The 16,988-nt window shown below is 66.8% G+C and carries 15 protein-coding genes, 2 pseudogenes and 1 riboswitch; of the genes and pseudogenes, 16 read left to right on the forward strand and 1 reads right to left on the reverse strand.

Annotated features, from left to right (window positions below; genetic code table 11):
- Positions 1 to 88: 88 nt before the first annotated feature.
- Positions 89 to 241: pseudogene (locus tag JHD80_RS28710) on the forward strand (UDP-glucose 6-dehydrogenase); the annotation flags it as partial.
- Positions 224 to 346 carry a hypothetical protein gene (locus tag JHD80_RS28715; RefSeq protein WP_349237267.1) on the forward strand — a complete coding sequence of 41 codons (123 nt, stop codon included), beginning with the start codon at positions 224 to 226 and terminating at the stop codon, positions 344 to 346. The pseudogene JHD80_RS28710 and the gene JHD80_RS28715, both read left to right, overlap by 18 nt.
- 60 nt (positions 347 to 406) lie before the next feature.
- Here the strand turns inward: JHD80_RS28715 and JHD80_RS14085 are convergent, their stop codons facing one another.
- A complete protein-coding gene (locus JHD80_RS14085; protein ID WP_248311552.1) occupies positions 407 to 1,327 on the reverse strand; it encodes a metallophosphoesterase in 921 nt (306 codons plus the stop codon).
- Positions 1,328 to 1,590: 263 nt separating this feature from the next.
- Between JHD80_RS14085 and JHD80_RS14090 the strand changes: the two genes are divergently transcribed.
- From JHD80_RS14090 to JHD80_RS14155, 14 genes and pseudogenes are all read left to right on the forward strand, one after another.
- Entirely contained in the window at positions 1,591 to 3,285 is a 1,695-nt protein-coding gene (locus tag JHD80_RS14090; RefSeq protein WP_210339893.1) for a type I secretion system permease/ATPase, read from the forward strand.
- Positions 3,286 to 3,288: 3 nt separating this feature from the next.
- Positions 3,289 to 4,599 (forward strand): HlyD family type I secretion periplasmic adaptor subunit, encoded by a 1,311-nt coding sequence (locus tag JHD80_RS14095; protein ID WP_199088360.1) that lies wholly within the window; start codon positions 3,289 to 3,291, stop codon positions 4,597 to 4,599.
- Between the two features lie 83 nt (positions 4,600 to 4,682).
- Positions 4,683 to 5,039, forward strand: coding sequence for a hypothetical protein (locus JHD80_RS14100; RefSeq protein WP_199088362.1), 357 nt, complete (start codon positions 4,683 to 4,685; stop codon positions 5,037 to 5,039).
- A 9-nt stretch (positions 5,040 to 5,048) separates the two neighbouring features.
- Positions 5,049 to 6,212 (forward strand): SGNH/GDSL hydrolase family protein, encoded by a 1,164-nt coding sequence (locus JHD80_RS14105; RefSeq protein WP_199088364.1) that lies wholly within the window; start codon positions 5,049 to 5,051, stop codon positions 6,210 to 6,212.
- 707 nt (positions 6,213 to 6,919) lie between these two features.
- Positions 6,920 to 8,335, forward strand: a complete 1,416-nt coding sequence (locus JHD80_RS14110; RefSeq protein ID WP_199088367.1) for a phosphomannomutase — start codon at positions 6,920 to 6,922, stop codon at positions 8,333 to 8,335.
- Between the two features lie 65 nt (positions 8,336 to 8,400).
- Positions 8,401 to 9,423: an NAD-dependent epimerase gene (locus JHD80_RS14115; RefSeq protein WP_199088369.1), complete on the forward strand. Its 1,023-nt coding sequence runs from the start codon at positions 8,401 to 8,403 to the stop codon at positions 9,421 to 9,423.
- Positions 9,424 to 9,462: 39 nt separating this feature from the next.
- Positions 9,463 to 10,671, forward strand: a complete 1,209-nt coding sequence (pcaF, locus tag JHD80_RS14120) for a 3-oxoadipyl-CoA thiolase (RefSeq protein ID WP_199088370.1) — start codon at positions 9,463 to 9,465, stop codon at positions 10,669 to 10,671.
- 254 nt (positions 10,672 to 10,925) lie between these two features.
- Positions 10,926 to 11,159, forward strand: a pseudogene (locus tag JHD80_RS14125) (sugar nucleotide-binding protein); the annotation flags it as partial.
- A gap of 112 nt (positions 11,160 to 11,271) precedes the next feature.
- Positions 11,272 to 11,400: riboswitch (TPP riboswitch) on the forward strand.
- Between the two features lie 87 nt (positions 11,401 to 11,487).
- Positions 11,488 to 12,564 (forward strand): LuxE/PaaK family acyltransferase, encoded by a 1,077-nt coding sequence (locus tag JHD80_RS14130; protein WP_199088372.1) that lies wholly within the window; start codon positions 11,488 to 11,490, stop codon positions 12,562 to 12,564.
- Positions 12,565 to 12,569: 5 nt separating this feature from the next.
- Positions 12,570 to 14,018, forward strand: a complete 1,449-nt coding sequence (locus JHD80_RS14135) for an acyl-CoA reductase (RefSeq protein WP_199088374.1) — start codon at positions 12,570 to 12,572, stop codon at positions 14,016 to 14,018.
- Positions 14,008 to 14,799 carry an ABC transporter ATP-binding protein gene (locus JHD80_RS14140; protein ID WP_199088376.1) on the forward strand — a complete coding sequence of 264 codons (792 nt, stop codon included), beginning with the start codon at positions 14,008 to 14,010 and terminating at the stop codon, positions 14,797 to 14,799. The genes JHD80_RS14135 and JHD80_RS14140 overlap by 11 nt, the downstream gene beginning before the upstream one ends.
- Complete coding sequence (locus tag JHD80_RS14145; RefSeq protein WP_199088378.1) at positions 14,796 to 15,545, forward strand: ABC transporter permease; 750 nt, start codon at positions 14,796 to 14,798, stop codon at positions 15,543 to 15,545. The genes JHD80_RS14140 and JHD80_RS14145 overlap by 4 nt, the downstream gene beginning before the upstream one ends.
- A gap of 150 nt (positions 15,546 to 15,695) precedes the next feature.
- Positions 15,696 to 16,685, forward strand: coding sequence for an ABC transporter substrate-binding protein (locus JHD80_RS14150; protein ID WP_199088380.1), 990 nt, complete (start codon positions 15,696 to 15,698; stop codon positions 16,683 to 16,685).
- Positions 16,682 to 16,988, forward strand: a 307-nt coding sequence (locus JHD80_RS14155; protein ID WP_199088381.1) for an SDR family NAD(P)-dependent oxidoreductase, incomplete at its 3' end; no start/stop codon positions are given. The genes JHD80_RS14150 and JHD80_RS14155, both read left to right, overlap by 4 nt.

Raw genomic sequence — 16,988 nt, forward strand, 5'->3', positions numbered from 1 at the left:
GCAACATCCCGATTTTTGCCGAGGCTCGCCTTGCGCAGCCAAGCGGGCTGTGGCGCTTCGCACCAGCAAAAAGAGCTGGGTACGCTCGATGAAGATCGTGATGGTGGGATCGGGATATGTCGGCCTGGTTTCGGGGGCATGCTTCGCCGATTGCGGACACGATGTCGTCTGTGTTGACAAGCACGAAGGCAAGATCGCGTCGCTGAGGCGCGGCGAAATCCCGATCCTCGAACCGGGCCTCGCCGATCCCGGCAATATCCCGCTGGAGCTCATCGAGGTCCAGGTCGCCTCCTATACCGGCGAGGACGACATCGTGCGCATCGAGAATCTCTACGCCCGGGCGTAAGTTCGCCGATCGGGCACATCACCGGGAGGCCGGGCGGAGATCGCGCGCCGCTCCCGATCGTCAGGCGGCGTTTGCGCGCTCTCCGCCGGCGCCGAACTCCACGAGCAGGATTTCGGGGGGAACCCCGAGGCGCATGGGGATGCGGCTGGTCCCGAGGCCGCCGGACACGATCAGATCCCTGCCCTTCTCGCGGACCTGGCCATAGGCGAAACGGTTGCCGTAGCGGGACGGCACGAAGGGCGAATAGCCGAAAAACCTGAGCTGTCCGCCATGGGTATGGCCTGACAAGGTCAACGCGATCCGATCCGGCACCTGAACGAAGATATCGGGCTCGTGCGCCATGATGATGGCGGGATTCCCGTCATCCGGGATCTGCCGCAAGAGCGCCGGCAGATCATCCGCGCCTCCGGGATGGCGCGAACCTTCCGTGTCGAAGGCGACCTGATCGCCCAGGCCGCCGAGCCAAAGCGGCGCGCCCGCCGTCTCGATACGCACGGCGCGATTGTTCAGAACCTGGATTCCGGCCTCCTCCAAGGCTCGCTCCACGATTGTCGGCCCGCGGCGCGCCAGCAGCGCCTCTGGATCATGCCACCAGTCGTGATTGCCGAGGATCGCGAAGATGCCGTACCGGGAGCGGATTTTCGCAAGCTGCGACGTCCAGGCGTCGAGAGGCGGATCGGTCAGGCGCGGCTTGCGGCTGGCAATGAAATCGCCGAGCAGCAGAACGAGATCGGCATCGAGCGCTTCCATTGCAGCCACGATATCCGCTACCCGTGCCAGCGGGATCGTCGGCCCGCCGACATGCAGGTCGGACAGCGCGGCGATACGCAGGGGCCGCGCTCCACGCCATCCCGCCAGCGGCACGACGGAATAGCGCGCCACCCGCAGGCGCTGCGGCTCCCAGGCGAACCCATAGCCGATCCCGCCGAATGCCGCCAAGGCCATGCCGGCGGCGAGCTTGAGCAGATGCCGCCTGTTCATCCTGGGCCGCTCCTTGCGCATCACTCCGCCCCGGCAATCCGCATTCGCCGCGCCGGAACGCCCCACCCGATCCTGCGATCGCGGCGCGCGGTTCGTATAAGGCCTGTGGCGTTAAAACTCTGGTGACTCGATAGATCATAATAACGCGCCGTCGCCGCGCTCCATGGTCGACGGCGGAGGTCGTCATAGTGAGTCAAAGCGCGGTTACCGAACTAAGGAACAGGATCGAGCGCGAATTCGCGCCGAAGAACCCACCGTCGCCCTTGCAGGCCTTGGGCGAGTGCAAGCGCGCCCTGCTCGGCGTCGCCGCCCTCAGCGCCATCATCAACCTGCTCTACCTGACGTCATCGTTCTTCATGCTCGAGGTCTATGATCGCGTGATCCCAAGCCGCAGCATGCCTACGCTCGGGGCGCTCTGCGTCATCGTGCTGGTGATCTATGCGTTCCAGGGGCTGCTCGACATGATCCGTAGCCGGGTCTTCGTGCGCATCGGCGCTCTGATCGATGCACGACTATCCGGGCTCGCCTACCGTGCGGGCCTCGACCTGGCCGTCCGCCGGCGCGGCGTCGATCCACAGCAGCCCACGCGCGATCTCGATCAGGTCAGGCAGTTTCTCTGGAGCGGCGGCCCCGTTGGATTCCTCGATCTTCCCTGGATTCCGATCTATCTCCTGATCTGCTTCCTGTTTCATCCTTGGATCGGATTGGCAGCGGTCGCGGGCGCCGCGATCCTGGTGGCGCTGACGCTGCTGACCGATCGTGGTGCCCGGCAAGCAACGCAGGCGAGCAACGGCCATGCGATGCAGCGCGCCCAAGCCGCCGAATCGTCTCGCCGCAACGCCGAGGCGATCCATGCGCTAGGCATGCGCGAGGCGATGGGGCGGCGCTGGCAGCGGGCGAACCACGACTACCTCGCCGCCAGCGGGCGCGCCTCCGATGTCGTCGCCGGTTACGGCGCCTTCTCGAAAGTCTTCCGCACCGCCCTGCAGTCGATGGTGCTGGCGCTCGGTGCTTGGCTCGTCATCCGGCAGGAAGCGACGGGAGGCATCATCATCGCCGGTTCGATCCTGGTCTCTCGCGCGCTCGCGCCCGTCGAGGCCATCATCGGGCACTGGAAAGGTTTCGTCGCCGCAGAATCGGCCTGGCGCCGCATTCACACCACGCTAAGCGCCGAGCCGCCCGCCTCGATGGCGCTGCCGGCGCCGCGCCAGTCGCTTGCGGTGGAGCACCTCACGCTCGTTCCGCCAGGCGCCGGCTCCGCCAACGTCTTCGACATTTCCTTCACACTGGGAGCGGGCACCGCGCTCGGCGTGATCGGTCGTAGCGCATCCGGAAAATCCTCGCTGGTATGCGCCCTGGTCGGCATCTGGCCGCCGGCGAAAGGGGCGGTCCGTCTCGATGGGGCAGCGCTCGACCAGTGGCCTTCTGAAGTGCTCGGCGCCCATATCGGCTACATGCCGCAGGAGAGCGAGCTCTTCGCCGGCACGGTCGCCGAGAACATCGCGCGCTTTGCGGCCGATGCCCCCCCCGACGCGGTGATCGCGGCAGCGCGCGCAGCTGGCGTGCATGATCTCGTCCTGCGGCTGCCCAACGGTTACGACACGGTGATCAGCGACGGCGGAAACCCGCTTTCCGCCGGCCAACGCCAGCGGATCGCGCTCGCGCGCGCGCTCTACGGCGCCCCCTTCCTCGTCGTTCTCGACGAGCCGAATTCGAATCTCGATCAGGAGGGTGACCTCGCTTTGAAGCAGGCGATCAGCGGCATCAAGGCTCGTGGCGGCATCGCCATCGTCGTCGCGCATCGTCCGGCCGCGATTTCCGCCTGCGATCTCCTGCTGATGATGGCGAATGGCCGCGCGCAGGTCATCGGCCCGCGCGACGAGGTTCTCGCCGCTGTCACCGGACGGGCCGAGGCCCAGCGCCATCCCCCTGCCGATTTCTCCCGTCTGGCGGTGTGACCCATGCGATTGCACGAAGCTTCTGATCCGGCGGATGCGGTCCGGCGCTATCTGCGGCTCGGCTATCTGTTGACGGGAGTGCTTGTCTTCGGCCTCGGCGGCTGGGCATTCGCGACCGAAATTGCCGGTGCCGTCGTCGCATCGGGCCGGATCGTCGTCGAGACCCATGTGAAGAAGGTCCAGCATCCCAGCGGCGGCGTGATCAGCGCCATCGCGGTGCGGGAAGGCCAGAAGGTCAATGCGGGGGATATCCTTCTCAAGCTCGACCCGACGGTGCCGCGCGCCAATCTGACGATCATCGAGAACTCTCTCGACCAGCTCGCCACCAGGGAGACCCGCCTCATCGCCGAGCGGGACGGTCTCGATGCCGGCGCGCTTCCCGCCCGCTTCCGCGATAGCCCGCTCGATGAAGGACGTGCGGCACTGGTCGCCAGAGAGGAGCGCCTCTTCGCCTTGCGCAAGGCCGCGCGGGACGGTCAGGTCGCGCAGCTGAAGGAGCGTATCAAGCAACTCGAAAACGAGATTCTCGGCCAGAACGAACAGCGCCAGGCCAAGGAGAGCGAGATCGCGCTGATCAAGACGGAGCTGACGGGCGTTCGGGATCTCTACGCCAAGAACCTGCTGCCGGTCACGCGCGTCAACGCCCTCGAGCGCGACGCGGCGCGGCTGGCGGGCGAGCGAGGGCTGCTCATGTCCGCCACGGCTTCAGCCGCCGGAAAGGTCAACGAGATCAACCTCCAGATCCTGCAGATCGAGCAGGATCTCCGGAGCGAAGTCGCAAGGGAGCTGCGCGAACTCCAGGACAAGACCGCCGAACTCGTCGAGCGCGGTATCACCGCCCGGGACCAGCTGGCGCGGGTCGATTTGCGCGCGCCGCAGGACGGCATCGTCCACGATCTGTCGGTCTTCACGGTCGGGGGCGTCGTCACTCCCGGCGAAGCGATCATGTCGATCGTCCCCGACAGCGACGCCATGGCCGTCGACGTGCAGATTTCGCCCCGCGAGGTGAGCCATCTTCATCCCGACCAGCGCGTCTTCGTGCGAATCGCCGCGTTCAACCAGCGTACGACGCCCGAGCTCGAGGGCGAACTCGTCCGGATCGGCGCGGATGTCACGCGCGACGAGCGCAGCGGCATGAGCTTCTACACCGCGCGCATCCGCCTCGGTGCCGATGCGCAAGCGCGCCTGGGACATCACAAGCTCGTTTCCGGGATGCCGGTTGAAGCCTTCATCCAGACGGGGGATCGCTCGGTGATCTCCTATCTCACCAGCCCCCTGGCGGACCAGATCAGGCGCGCCTTCCGCGAAAGCTGACGCCTCGCGGAGGGCATCCCCGAACTTATCCCCGGCATCCCGGCGTGCCTTATTTTGCGCCTCCCTTCCATGGAGTGAGGCCAATGCGCGATCTCTACGAAACCTTTCCTTTGAGCTCCTCGCGCCTGTCGATGGCGCCGACCTGGGCGGATTACGTCGAGGATATCGTCCTCCCGGCCGACACACTCTTGCGCGTCGCGCTTCCGGCAGGTGCCCAATTCGTCCTGTTCGCCATGGACGGCGACTTCCGTGCCAAGCCCGGCACCGGCTCGACGAGCTTCGCCCTGCCCGGTGCCACGACGAGCGACGGATCCGGCAGCGAACTGAACCCGGCAGCCCGCCGCATCCCGGGAACGCTCTCTGACGGTACGACCGTCCCGACTCATCTGATCCTGCGGGCGCCATACGCCTGCAAGGGTTCTCTCGCCTTCTACGCGTGAGGTGCCGGCATGAACGGAGATTTCAACACCCGCACGCCTCTGATGGCAGCAGCGCTGCCGACGGTCCTGCCCCCGCTGGGCGCGCCGGCCTATTTCCGCAAACCCGCCAATCTGCGCCGGTGGCATTCGGCGCTCGCAAAAGTTCGCGCAGGCCTCGGTCGGGCGCGTGTCGTTTTCATTGGCGACAGCAAGACGGTGGGCGCGGGCGCTGGAACCACATCCGCGAATACCTGGACCACGGCCGCTGAGCCCCGATCCAAGATCGCCTATGTAGCCAAGCTCCTCAACGCGGCAGGCATTCCGGCCAGCCGCCAGTCCTTTCTGGCCTCGTCGACCTTCTCGTCGCCAGCCATCAAGCAGGCCTATGATCTGCGCCTGTCGGGCATGTCGGGCTGGACCGGCGGCAGCCAAACGCTGGGCGGCGTCATGTGGGCGACGCTCAACACGAGCCCGCTGACCTTCACTCCCGAAGGCCAGATCGACCGGATAGAGGCGTATTTCAAACTTCACGCCGGCGACGGGCAGGCCACGCTCACGGTGGACGCCGACCCCACCGTCCTCGCGACGCTGAACGGCAACGCCGGCGGCGAGACGATCGGCAAGGTCGTGGCGACGCCGGTCCGTGGCACTCATGCGGTCAATGTCCAGCGCACCGGCGGCGGCTACTTCTCCCTGATGGGCCTGGTCGCACAGGACAGCACCGTTCCCGCTGTCGACCTGCTCAATGCCGGCGCTTTCGGCACGGTTTCAGCCTATCACACCTCTGCGGCCGGGGTCTGGAGCGCAGCCAACACGCTGGCCGTCGTCGCCCCGGATCTCGTCGTGATCCAGCTCGGCTCGAACGATCTCAACACGAGCGTCGACGTCGCGACCTATACCGCCAATATCCTCGACATCGTTACCAAGGCAAAGGCCACCGGAGCCGATGTGGTGCTGGAGGTCGCGACCTTCGGCAATACGGGAGGATATGGCACGGATGCGCAGCGGGAGGCCTATCGGCAGGCCCTGATCGGCCTCGGCGCCTTGCAGGGTTGCATGATCATCGACCACGCGGCTCGCTTCGTCAGCTATGCCAGTGCCAATGCGCTCGGCCTGATGCGCGACGCCATCCATGAAACCGAGCCCGGCTATGCCGACGAGGCACAAGCGCTTGTCAACGCCCTGGTCTTCTGAACCCCTCACCCGTCGCAGGAGTGAAAGCCTCTAAATATCGAGCTAGCGAGTCGCCGAAGAAGATGTTTGGCGCAGCCGCATCGACAGATCGGCGATCGCGAACGCGATCGTCAGCGGAATGAAGACGATCGCTGCGACAACCCCGACCGTGACGGAGACGATCGGGTTTGTCCAATAGGGTGGCCCCTTGTAGTCGCCGGCCGGGGCTGTCCAGAACGAAGAGTTTTTCATGAAACGAATGGAGCCGTAGGCGCCTGCTGAATCAAGCGTTTGCTTTCAAAATGGTTACTCCAGCCGCCCGCACCGCAACCTAGGATAAGCCCCTGACTGAGACTCAGATCGAGCACAGATCATCAACAAGCTCCCCGCACGCCGGCCTTGCACAACTGCGCATAGGCTCGGAGCCGCCCGGCTATGCCGACGAGGCACAGGCGCTTGTTAAGGCCCCGGTCTTCTGACCGTACCGCCGTCGCACGGGTTCAATCGACATGACCCGGCTCGATCGAAACGAGCCGGGTTTCGACTCCGCCATGTGCCTCTGCCACAGCCATCATGGCCTATGTCGGCAGCAGCCATTTGAAACCATTTCCGAAACCGGAATATCGATCGGGCAGGTAACGAACAAGCCCAGGGCCGGGACGTGACATCCAGGAAGGTTGCAGTCTATTTTGCACCTGCGAACACCAGCCCCTTGATACGGCCCAGCGATGACCAGCCTGAAATTCGGCACCTCCGGCCTGCGCGGCCTCGTCACCGAGCTCCTCGGCCTTCCGACCTACAGCCATGTCCGCGCCTTCTGCGCCATGCTGCGCGAGGATGGCGTCGCGGGCGATGTGCTGATCGGGCACGATCTGCGCTCATCCAGCCCGCTGATCGCGTCGCAATGCGCACAGGCCGTCGCCGATGCGGGTCTCGTCCCGATCGACTGCGGCGCCGTGCCCACGCCTGCCCTGGCCCTGGCGGCGATGAGCGCCGGCAGCGCCGCCATTATGGTCACGGGCAGTCACATTCCGGACGACCGCAACGGGTTGAAGTTTTACCGCGCCCAGGGCGAGATCGATAAGTCCGACGAGCAGCGCATCCTGGCCGAGCATGCCAGGCTCACTCTGACGGAAGTGCCCGAGGCCACGGTCGCGCCGCAGACGCGCGATGTCCTGAGTGGCTACCGCGCTCGCTATACCGCGTTTTTCGGCCGCTCCCTGGAAGGGCTGACGGTCGGTGTCTACGAGCATTCCTCGGTCGGCCGCGACCTGATCTGCCAGGTTCTGGCGGCGCTCGGTGCCGAGCCGGTCAGCCTCGGCCGCAGCGACCGGTTCATTCCGGTCGATACCGAAGCGCTGCGCGCCGAGGACGAGGAACTGGCGAAGGGCTGGGCCGAGCAGCGTGATCTCGATGCGATCGTCTCGACAGACGGCGACGCCGATCGACCGCTCGTCGCCGACGAAGCCGGCCGTTTCCTGCGCGGCGATCTGGTCGGCGCGCTGACCGCCCGCTTCCTCGGGGCCGACACGATCGTCACGCCCGTGACGTCGAATTCGGCCCTGGACCGCGCCGGCCTGTTTCAGCGCGTGATCCGGACGAAGGTCGGTTCGCCTTACGTCATCGCCAGCATGGAGGAAGCGAAGAACGGCAATGCGCGGATCGTCATCGGCTTCGAAGCCAATGGCGGCGTGTTGCTCGGCTCGGATGTCGAGAGGGACGGCACGGTGCTGCCGGCGCTGCCGACACGGGACGCCTTGCTGCCGATCCTGGCGACGCTCGCTCTTTCGCGGGAAGAGGGGCGGAAGCTGAGCGAGATCGCCGACGACGCGCGCTTCGCCATAGCCCTGTCGAACCGCCTGCAGGAGATTCCGCAGGATCGGACGGCCGCCCTCATCGCGCGCCTCGACGCCGATGATGCGGCTTTCCGCAACGAGGCGTTCGCGGCCCATGGCGGCGTCGCGGCTCGCGACCGGCGCGACGGATTGCGGCTAACCTTGGGCAGCGGCTCCACCGTCCATTTCCGCGCCTCGGGCAATGCGCCGGAGCTGCGCGTTTATGTCGAAGCCCACGATCTTCCTGCCGCCGAGCGGCTGATGCAGGAGAACCTGGACTTCGCCGCAGCGCACACCAGAGCGCACTGAACCAGCGGCACACCGCTTTCGCAGACCACCGGCCATCCGCGGATCGGCATTGGCGAGGACGAAGCATGCACGACACTTTCTTCCAACGTGTACTCCTGACCGGCACCGCCGGCTTCGTCGGCTTCCATGTCACGCAGGCCCTGCTCGCTGCCGGAGCGCAGGTTCTCGGCATCGACAATCTGACGCCCTATTACGATCCGGCTCTGAAGCAGGCCCGGCTGGACCGGCTCCTGTCGCGCAACGGCTTTCACTTCGAGCAGATCGACATCGCCGACTATGACGCCGTGCAGGCTGCTTTCTCCGGCTTCCGCCCGCAGGTGGTGATCCATCTCGCGGCGCAGGCGGGCGTGCGCTACTCGCTGGAGAACCCGCGCGCCTATGCCTCTTCGAATCTGGACGGCTTCCTCTCGATCCTCGAAGCCTGCCGGCACAACCCGGTCGACCATCTCGTCTATGCCTCGTCGAGCTCGGTCTACGGTGCCAATGCGAAGGTGCCGTTCAGCGAGCATGACGGCGCCGACCATCCGGTCTCGCTCTATGCCGCGACGAAGCGCGCCAACGAGTTGATGGCGCATTCCTATGCCCATCTCTACGGCATCCCGACGACGGGCCTGCGCTTCTTCACGGTCTATGGCCCCTGGGGCCGGCCGGACATGGCCTATTTCAAGTTCACCAAGGCGATCCTCGAAGGCCGGCCCATCGACGTTTATGACGAGGCCGCGATGAGCCGCGATTTCACCTATGTCGACGATATCCGCGAAGCGATCGTCAGGCTGGCCGGGAAACCTCCGCGGACAAGCGCGCAAACGGGAGGTGCGTCCGATCCGGCGACGTCGACAGCGCCGTGGCGCCTCTACAATATCGGGAACCATACGCCGGTCCGGCTCGATCGTTTCATCGCTGCGATCGAGGATGCCTGCGGCCGCAAGGCGATCAAGCGCCACCTGCCCGCCCAGCCCGGCGACGTTCCCGCGACCTATGCCGATGTGGCGGACCTGACCGCCAATGTCGATTTCCGCCCGGACACGCCGATCGAGACAGGAATCGCTCGCTTCGTCGCGTGGTATCGGGAATTCTATCGTATCTGAGACGATCCGCATTGCCTTCCAGACCGTAGGACCCGCGATATGACCGAAGCCTTCATCTGCGCCTATGTCCGCACGCCGATCGGGCGTTTCGGCGGCTCGCTGTCGTCGGTTCGGGCGGACGATCTCGGCGCCGTGCCGCTGAAGGCGCTGGTCGAGCGCCATCCGGGGGTGGATTTCGGTGCGGTCGACGACGTGATCTATGGCTGCGCCAACCAGGCGGGCGAGGACAACCGCAATGTCGCGCGCATGTCGCTGCTGCTCGCCGGCCTGCCCAAGGAGGTGCCGGGCACGACGATCAACCGGCTCTGCGGCTCGGGGATGGATGCTGTCATCGCCGCGGCGCGCGCGATCAAGGCCGGCGAGGCCGAGTTGATGATCGCCGGCGGTGTCGAGAGCATGTCGCGCGCGCCCTTCGTCATGCCCAAGGCCGACAGCGCCTTCTCCCGCCATGCCGAGATCCACGACACCACGATCGGCTGGCGCTTCGTCAATCCGCTGATGAAGGCGCAATACGGCGTCGACTCGATGCCGGAGACCGGCGAGAACGTCGCGGCCGACTGCCATGTCAGCCGCGCCGACCAGGACGCCTTCGCATTGCGCTCGCAATTGAAGGCCGTCGCCGCCCAGCAGAACGGCCGCCTCGCCAAGGAGATCGTCCCGGTCCTGATCCCGCAGCGCAAGGGCGACCCCGTTCGTGTCGAGATCGACGAGCATCCGCGCGGCGACACCACTTTGGAGAAGCTCGCCAAGCTCGGCACGCCGTTCCGCCGGGAAGGCGGCACGGTCACCGCCGGCAATGCGTCCGGCGTCAATGACGGCGCCGCGGCGCTGATCATCGCCTCGGAGAAGGCGGCCACGAAATACGGGCTGACGCCGATCGCGCGCATTCTGGGCGGGGCGACCGGCGGCATCGCGCCGCGGGTGATGGGTCTCGGCCCGATCCCGGCGACGCGCAAGCTCTGCGAGCGGCTGGGCCTCAAGCCCACCGATTTCGACATCGTCGAATTGAATGAGGCCTTCGCCTCGCAGGGCATCGCGGTGCTGCGCGAGCTCGGCATCGCCGAGGACGGCGCGCATGTGAACCCGAATGGCGGGGCGATCGCGCTCGGCCACCCGCTCGGCATGTCCGGCGCCCGCATCACCGGCACCGCCGCGCTCGAACTGTCGCTCACGGCTAAGAAGCGCGCGCTGGCCACCATGTGCATCGGCGTCGGTCAGGGCATCGCGGTCGCGCTCGAAAGAGCGTAAGCGCCGTCACGACCGCTTTCTCCCGAACCGCAGGTTCCAGCGCCTAACCATAAGAGGTCTTTGTTTCGCCGCGGTTCGGGCGTTTCGCTGTCGCGAGAAGGCAGCTCATGATAGCGCCGCAGGGCGAAAGGGGGATATGAGTTGAGACCGATGGTCAGAACCGCCAATCCGGGCGCGTGTGCCTCGTCCGCTCATCCTCCGCACCTTCGCGATCACGGCCGCCAGGATTGCCCTTCACGCCCTTGAGATTTATCGTGACCGACTATGTCTTCGACGGCGGGCTCGATCGGCCCTATCGCGAGGACGATCCGACCGGCCCGATTTCGGCCTATGGCGCCAGCAAGCTTGCCGGCGAGCGGGCGGTCGCGGCGGCAACGGACAACCATGCCATCCTGCGCACGGCCTGGATCTACAGCCCCTTCGGCAAGAACTTCGTCAAGACCATGCTCACCTTGCTTGGTGAAAAGCTCGCCAAGGGCGATTACGGCCAGTATCTCCTGCGCATGGCCCGCGACATCGCCGGCTGACGCCCCGGCTCGCGGCGGATACCTGCCGCGCTCCGTTATCGCTTGACAGCGAGGCCCGCCGCTCGTCATCTGCTCCCGTTCCCAGGGGGGCCTCGCTAGGAGGCTGAGATTCCGCCGGCTGGGCTGCAAAGCTCGGCAACGCGGTGACCCTCCGAACCTGATCCGGATCATACCGGCGTAGGGATGCGGGACATGCGGCCAGTACGGCCCTGATTCCAGCTTGCGCTCGTGATCCTCCAGCGATCGACGCCTCGGCTTGGCCGTAAGCGTCCGAACGGAGTGGGTTTAAGTGACGCAAGCCGAGATCATCGCGGCGTTCCTGGCATTCATCGCGCTTCCCGATGCGTCGGACGCCGAATTCGAGGCGATGGCGCTCAAGGTCTTCGCCTATCAGTTCCGCAACAACGAGCCCTACAAGCGCTTCTGCCTGCAGCGCGGCCGCACGCCGCTGTCGGTGAAGCGCTGGCGCGATATCCCGGCTGTGCCGATCACCGCCTTCAAGGACCTGACGCTGAGCTGCAGCCCGCCGGAGCAGGCCGAGCGCGTGTTCATGACCAGCGGCACGACGCAAGGCATCCGCGGCCGCAGCTATCATCCGACGCTCGATGTCTGGAAGCGCTCGATGCTGGTCAATTTCCGGGCGCGCTTCATGCGGGGCCGCGAGCGCATCCGCATGGGCATCCTGTTCCCGGACGAGACGGAGCTGCCGAATTCCTCGCTCGCCACCTACCTCTCGCTCGCCAAGCAGGAGTGCGGCACGCCGGAATCCGAGACCTTCATCAACGCTGGCGGGCTCGACCTGGACGGCCTTCTGTCGGCGCTGGAGGAGGCGGAAAAGAGCGGCGAGCCCTATGCCCTGCTCGGCGCGAGCTATTCCTTCGTGCCCGTGCTGGATGCCCTCGCCGCCAGCGGCCGGCGCTTTGCCCTGCCGGAAGGCAGCCGCATCCTCGATACCGGCGGCTTCAAGGGCCAGTCGCGCGAGCTGGGACCGGACGAGTTCTATGATGGGCTTAGCGCCGCCTTCGGCGTTACACGCGCGTCCTGCATCAACATGTACGGGATGACAGAGCTAAGCTCGCAGCTCTATGACGACGGCAATGCCGTCTGCCCATCCGTGAAATCCGGTCCGCACTGGATCCGCAGCCGCGTCGTCGATCCGCTGACCGGCGTCGATCTGCTGGAAGGCCAGCGCGGGGTGATCGTCCATCACGACCTCGCCCATTTCAACTGCGTCGCGGCGATCCTGACCGAGGATGCCGGGGAGATCGTACCGGGCGGCTTCAAGCTGCTCGGCCGGGTCGATGGCGAGGCCTCGAAGGGTTGCTCGGTTGCGGTCGCCGAATTCCTCGCAGCGGCGCGAGGCTGATCGCCGTGATCGAGCATGCGGGCCATCTGCCGGGCCTGAACCGCGAGGCTTTGCGCTGGCGCGAGATCGGCCATAGCGCCTGGGGCGAGAGCACCACGATCGCGCTGCCGGAGCTCGACGCGACGCAGGCGGCGGCACTCTCAGCGCATGTGCGCGATAATGCCCGCGCCCGGCTGAAGCGGATGGAGACCGCGCGTATCGTCTCTGCGATCGACGGCGCCATCGCGCGCCTGCTCGACCGCCAGCACCCGCTGCGACGCAAGGCCGAGCATCTCCTGCCGATCGTCACCGGCTATGATCGCGAGACCGTCCGCCTCGGCCTGACCGGCTATCTCAAGACCTTCCGTAAGCCGCAGCTCTTGCGCTTTCTCGCCGAGGATTTTGCCAATCCCGGCCTGCTCGACGGTTTCCAGCCGACGCCCAAGGGCGGCTACCTGCGCGCCCATGGCCCCGAGCTTCTGCTGCATGTCTGGGCCGGCAACGTGCCCGCGCTCTCGCTCTGGAGCCTGATCTGCGGCTTGCTGGTCAAGGCTGGCAGCATCGGCAAGCTCGCATCGGCCGAGCCGCTGACGGCCGGATGGTTCGCGAGCCTGCTCGCCGAGATCGATCCCGAGATCGGCGAATGCCTCGCCGTCACCTGGTGGAAGGGCGGCGAAGCGGCGGCCGAGCCGGTCTTCCTGCGCGAGGCCGACACGGTGATGGCCTATGGCGGTAACGAGACGCTGGCTGCGTTGCGCGCCAAGCTGCCGATCACCACCCGCTTCCTGCCGCATGGCCACAAGATCGGCCTCGGCGTCATTGCGCGTGAAGCGCTCGACAGCCGCAAAGCGCCGGCGCTGGCCCGGCTCGCGGCCCATGATGTCATGCGTTACGAGCAGCAGGGCTGCTATTCGCCGCAGATGCTCTTCGTCGAAAACGGCGGAAAGGTCAGTCCTTCGGAGTTCTCCCGCTACGTCGCACAGGAACTCGCCGCCTTCGCCTCGCGCCATCCCCGGCGTGCGCTTTCCCAAGGCGAGGCCGCCTCGATCGCATCGTGGCGCGGCGCGCAGGAAACCCGCGCGATGGACGGCACCGCGGAGCTTCTCGGCGAGCCCGCCGATCCCTGGAGCGTCGTCCATGTCGAGGCGCCGGAAGCCCTGAGCCCGACCGGCCTGAACCGCACGCTCAAGCTCGTCGCGGTCGAGAGCCTCGACGATGTCCCTGCCCTCGTCGCGCCCTATCGCAGCTTCTTGCAGACCGTCGGCGTCGCAGCCGCGCCCGAGCGGCTGTTCCAGCTTGCGGAGAGGTTCGGCGCAGTCGGCGTCAGCCGTATCGCCCCCCTCGGCCGGATGACCGCGCCCGAGGCCGGCTGGCATCATGACGGGCGCTTCAGCCTGCTCGACCTCGTCACCTTTACCGAGATCGAGCAATCGGCCGAAGCCGCGGCAGAAGGGTTCGCGCCCTATGTCGACTGATACCGCCAAGACCGGCTTCGTCACGATCGAGCGCGCCAGCTACCGCTACGATGCAACCGGCCCGGCCGTGGTCGACGCGGTCGACTGGACGATCCCGCGCGGCGAGATCCATTGCCTGCTCGGCCGCAGCGGCTGCGGCAAGACCACGTTGCTCAAGCTCGCCGCCGGCCTGCTGATGCCGAGCGAAGGCGCAATCCGCATCGGCGGCGAAGCGCTGACCGGCCCGAGCCCGCGCGCCGGCTTCGTCTTCCAGGCGCCGACCCTGCTCGACTGGCTGAGCGCACTCGACAACGTGCTGCTGCCGGTCTCGCTGAAGCGCCGGCCCACCATCCCCGACAAGGATGCCGCGCTCGACCTGCTGGAGCGTGTCGGCCTCGCGGATTTTGCAACGCGCCGCCCGGCCGAGCTCTCCGGCGGCCAGCAGAGCCGCGTCGCGGTTGCGCGTGCGCTGGTTGGTAATCCAGATTTGCTGCTGCTCGACGAGCCTTTCGCCGCGCTCGACGCGCTGACGCGCGAGGAGTTGCAGGACGACCTGCTGCGGCTCTGCGCGCTCAACGGCACGACCGCGCTCTTCGTCACCCATGATATCGGCGAGGCCGTCTATCTCGCCGACACGGTCGCGGTGATGGCGGCCGGCCGCGTGACGCATGTGCGCCGGGTCGAATTGGTTCGCCCGCGCCACCGCGACATGCGCTATGCGCCCGGCTTCGTCGCCGCCTGCCGCGGCTTGCGGGACGCGATGGATGGCGCCGCCGCGGCCAGCCGGAGGCCGGCGGCATGATCGCGCGCCTGCCCTCGCTGCTGCTATTGGTCGCCCTGCTCGCCGGCTGGGAGGCCTGGTGCCGGCTGGGCGGGCTCTCGCCGCTCGTCCTGCCTGCGCCTTCCGCCGTATTCGCGACGCTGTGGAGCGAGATCGCCACCGGACGGCTCTGGCCGCATCTGGCGATGACGGCCTCGGAAATGGCGCTGGGCCTCGGCATCGGCGCCGTCGTCGGGCTCGGCACCGGTATTCTGCTGGCGGAATTTCCGGCGCTCAGCCGGTTGCTGCGGCCCTATGTGCTGGCGAGCCAGCTCGTGCCCAAGCTCGCGCTCGGGCCGCTCTTCATCATCTGGTTCGGTTTCGGCATGACGCCGACCGTCGTCATCACCGCGCTGATCTGCTTCTTCCCGCTGATGGAGAACACGCTGACCGGGATCAACGAGGTCGATGCCTCCCGGCGCGAGCTCTTCCGCATGCTCGGCGCCGGCCGCCTCAAGACGCTGCTGCGTTTGAAGCTGCCGGCGGCGCTGCCCGTCATCATGGCGGGCCTGCGCGTCGCCGTCGTGCTGGCGCTGGTCGGAGCCGTCGTCGGCGAGTTCATCGGCGGGCGGATCGGGCTCGGCGCCTCGATCATCGCGGCGCAGAGCGTGATGGATTCGAGCCTGATCTTCGCGCTCTTCATCGTCATCACCGCCCTTGGAATGCTGCTCTACGAGGCCGTGCTCCTGATCGAGCGCCGCGTCCTGCATCGCTTCTCGAAAGGCTAGATTCCCATGCCCCTTTTCCTCACGATCGCCCGCCTTCCGAGAACAGGGCTCGTCATCCCGACCGCAGCGAAGCGGAGCGCCGGGACCCATCAGCGGGCGCCGCGTTCTACGATGGATCCCGGATCGGCGCTGCTTCGCAGCTTGTCCGGGATGACGGCGAGGGTGGTCGCCGCGACTGCGCTCTTGCTGTCCGCCTGGATTTCGGCTCAGGCCCAACCGCTCGACAAGGTAACCGTCGCCGGCTGGAGCCAGCCGATCAGCGAGATCACCAACCTCCTGGCCGAGCCGGACAAGGGCTTCTTCAAGGCCAAGGGCATCGCGCTCGACTATGTGCCCGGCAATGGCGGCGGCGCCGCCTTGCAGAACATGCTCGCGGGGCAGGCTGACGTGGCCTTCACCGATCCGGCCGCGCTCTATCTCGCGCTCGACAAGGGCGAGAAGCTCGTCACGATCTACAATATCTATCCGCAGAACGTCTTCAACGTGGTCGCGCTGAAGAGCAGCAGCATTCGCACAGCCGCCGATCTCAAGGGCAAGCGCATCGGTGTCTACAGTCTTGCCAGCGGCACCTATCAGAACCTGCTCGTGCTGCTGCATCAGGTCGGCCTGGGCGAGAAGGACGTCACGATCCAGCCGACCGGCCTGCTCAACTTCGCGCCGCTGATGCAAGGCGCCGTCGACGCCACCGCCGCGACCGACACCGGCCTGCTCGTCGCCCGCGCCAAGGGGCTGGGCGAGGCCAATGTCATCGAGGTCCGCGACCAGCTCAATCTGCCGAGCGACATCTTCGTCGTGAAGGCAAGCTATTACGAGCAGAACAAGCCGCTGCTGAAGCGCTTCCTCGCCGCCTATCGCGACTCGGCTGCCTGGATGATTGCCAAGCCGGACGAGGCCGCGCGCATCGCCGTCACCCGCGCGATCAACGGCCGCGACGAGGCTGTGAACCTTGAGATCATCAAGCTGCGCAACGCGTCCAGCATCTCGCAGACGACGGAGCGTGAGGGTCTCGGCCGCTTCGATCTCGACGCGCTGCAGAAGGGCGCCGACACGTTCCGCAGCCTCGGCCTGATCGGTAGCCAGATCGACATGAAGGCCGTCGTGAAAAGCGACCTGATCCCCGCGAAGGACGGCGCGCCGTGACGTTCCGCGACCGGGCCATCCTCGTCACCGGCGCGAGCCGTGGCATCGGCGCCGCGATCGCGAAGGCCTTTGCGACCGAGGGCGGGATCGTCATCGTCAACTATCGGACGAACGAGGCCTGTCTCTTATACACATCTCCGAGCCCACGAGACTCTAGGCGCGATCGCGTATGCCGGCTTCTGCGTGAAAAGAGGGGGGGGGGGGGGGGGGGGGGGGGGGGGGGGGGGGGGGGGGGGGGGGGGGGGGGGGGGGGGGGGGGGGGGGGGGGGGGGGGGGGGGGGGGGGGGGGGGGGGGGGGGGGGG

The sequence above is a fragment of the Allobosea sp. ASV33 genome (assembly GCF_016428755.1).
Lineage (GTDB): Bacteria > Pseudomonadota > Alphaproteobacteria > Rhizobiales > Beijerinckiaceae > Allobosea.

Excerpts from the sequence above, each read along its gene's own strand:
- JHD80_RS14085 (WP_248311552.1), bottom strand. The coding sequence starts at position 1,327 with ATGAACAGGCGGCATCTGCTCAAGCTCGCCGCCGGCATGGCCTTGGCG.
- JHD80_RS14095 (WP_199088360.1), top strand. The coding sequence starts at position 3,289 with ATGCGATTGCACGAAGCTTCTGATCCGGCGGATGCGGTCCGGCGCTAT.
- JHD80_RS14100 (WP_199088362.1), top strand. The coding sequence starts at position 4,683 with ATGCGCGATCTCTACGAAACCTTTCCTTTGAGCTCCTCGCGCCTGTCG.
- JHD80_RS14105 (WP_199088364.1), top strand. The coding sequence starts at position 5,049 with ATGAACGGAGATTTCAACACCCGCACGCCTCTGATGGCAGCAGCGCTG.
- JHD80_RS14110 (WP_199088367.1), top strand. The coding sequence starts at position 6,920 with ATGACCAGCCTGAAATTCGGCACCTCCGGCCTGCGCGGCCTCGTCACC.
- JHD80_RS14115 (WP_199088369.1), top strand. The coding sequence starts at position 8,401 with ATGCACGACACTTTCTTCCAACGTGTACTCCTGACCGGCACCGCCGGC.
- pcaF (WP_199088370.1), top strand. The coding sequence starts at position 9,463 with ATGACCGAAGCCTTCATCTGCGCCTATGTCCGCACGCCGATCGGGCGT.
- JHD80_RS14140 (WP_199088376.1), top strand. The coding sequence starts at position 14,008 with ATGTCGACTGATACCGCCAAGACCGGCTTCGTCACGATCGAGCGCGCC.
- JHD80_RS14145 (WP_199088378.1), top strand. The coding sequence starts at position 14,796 with ATGATCGCGCGCCTGCCCTCGCTGCTGCTATTGGTCGCCCTGCTCGCC.
- JHD80_RS14150 (WP_199088380.1), top strand. The coding sequence starts at position 15,696 with ATGACGGCGAGGGTGGTCGCCGCGACTGCGCTCTTGCTGTCCGCCTGG.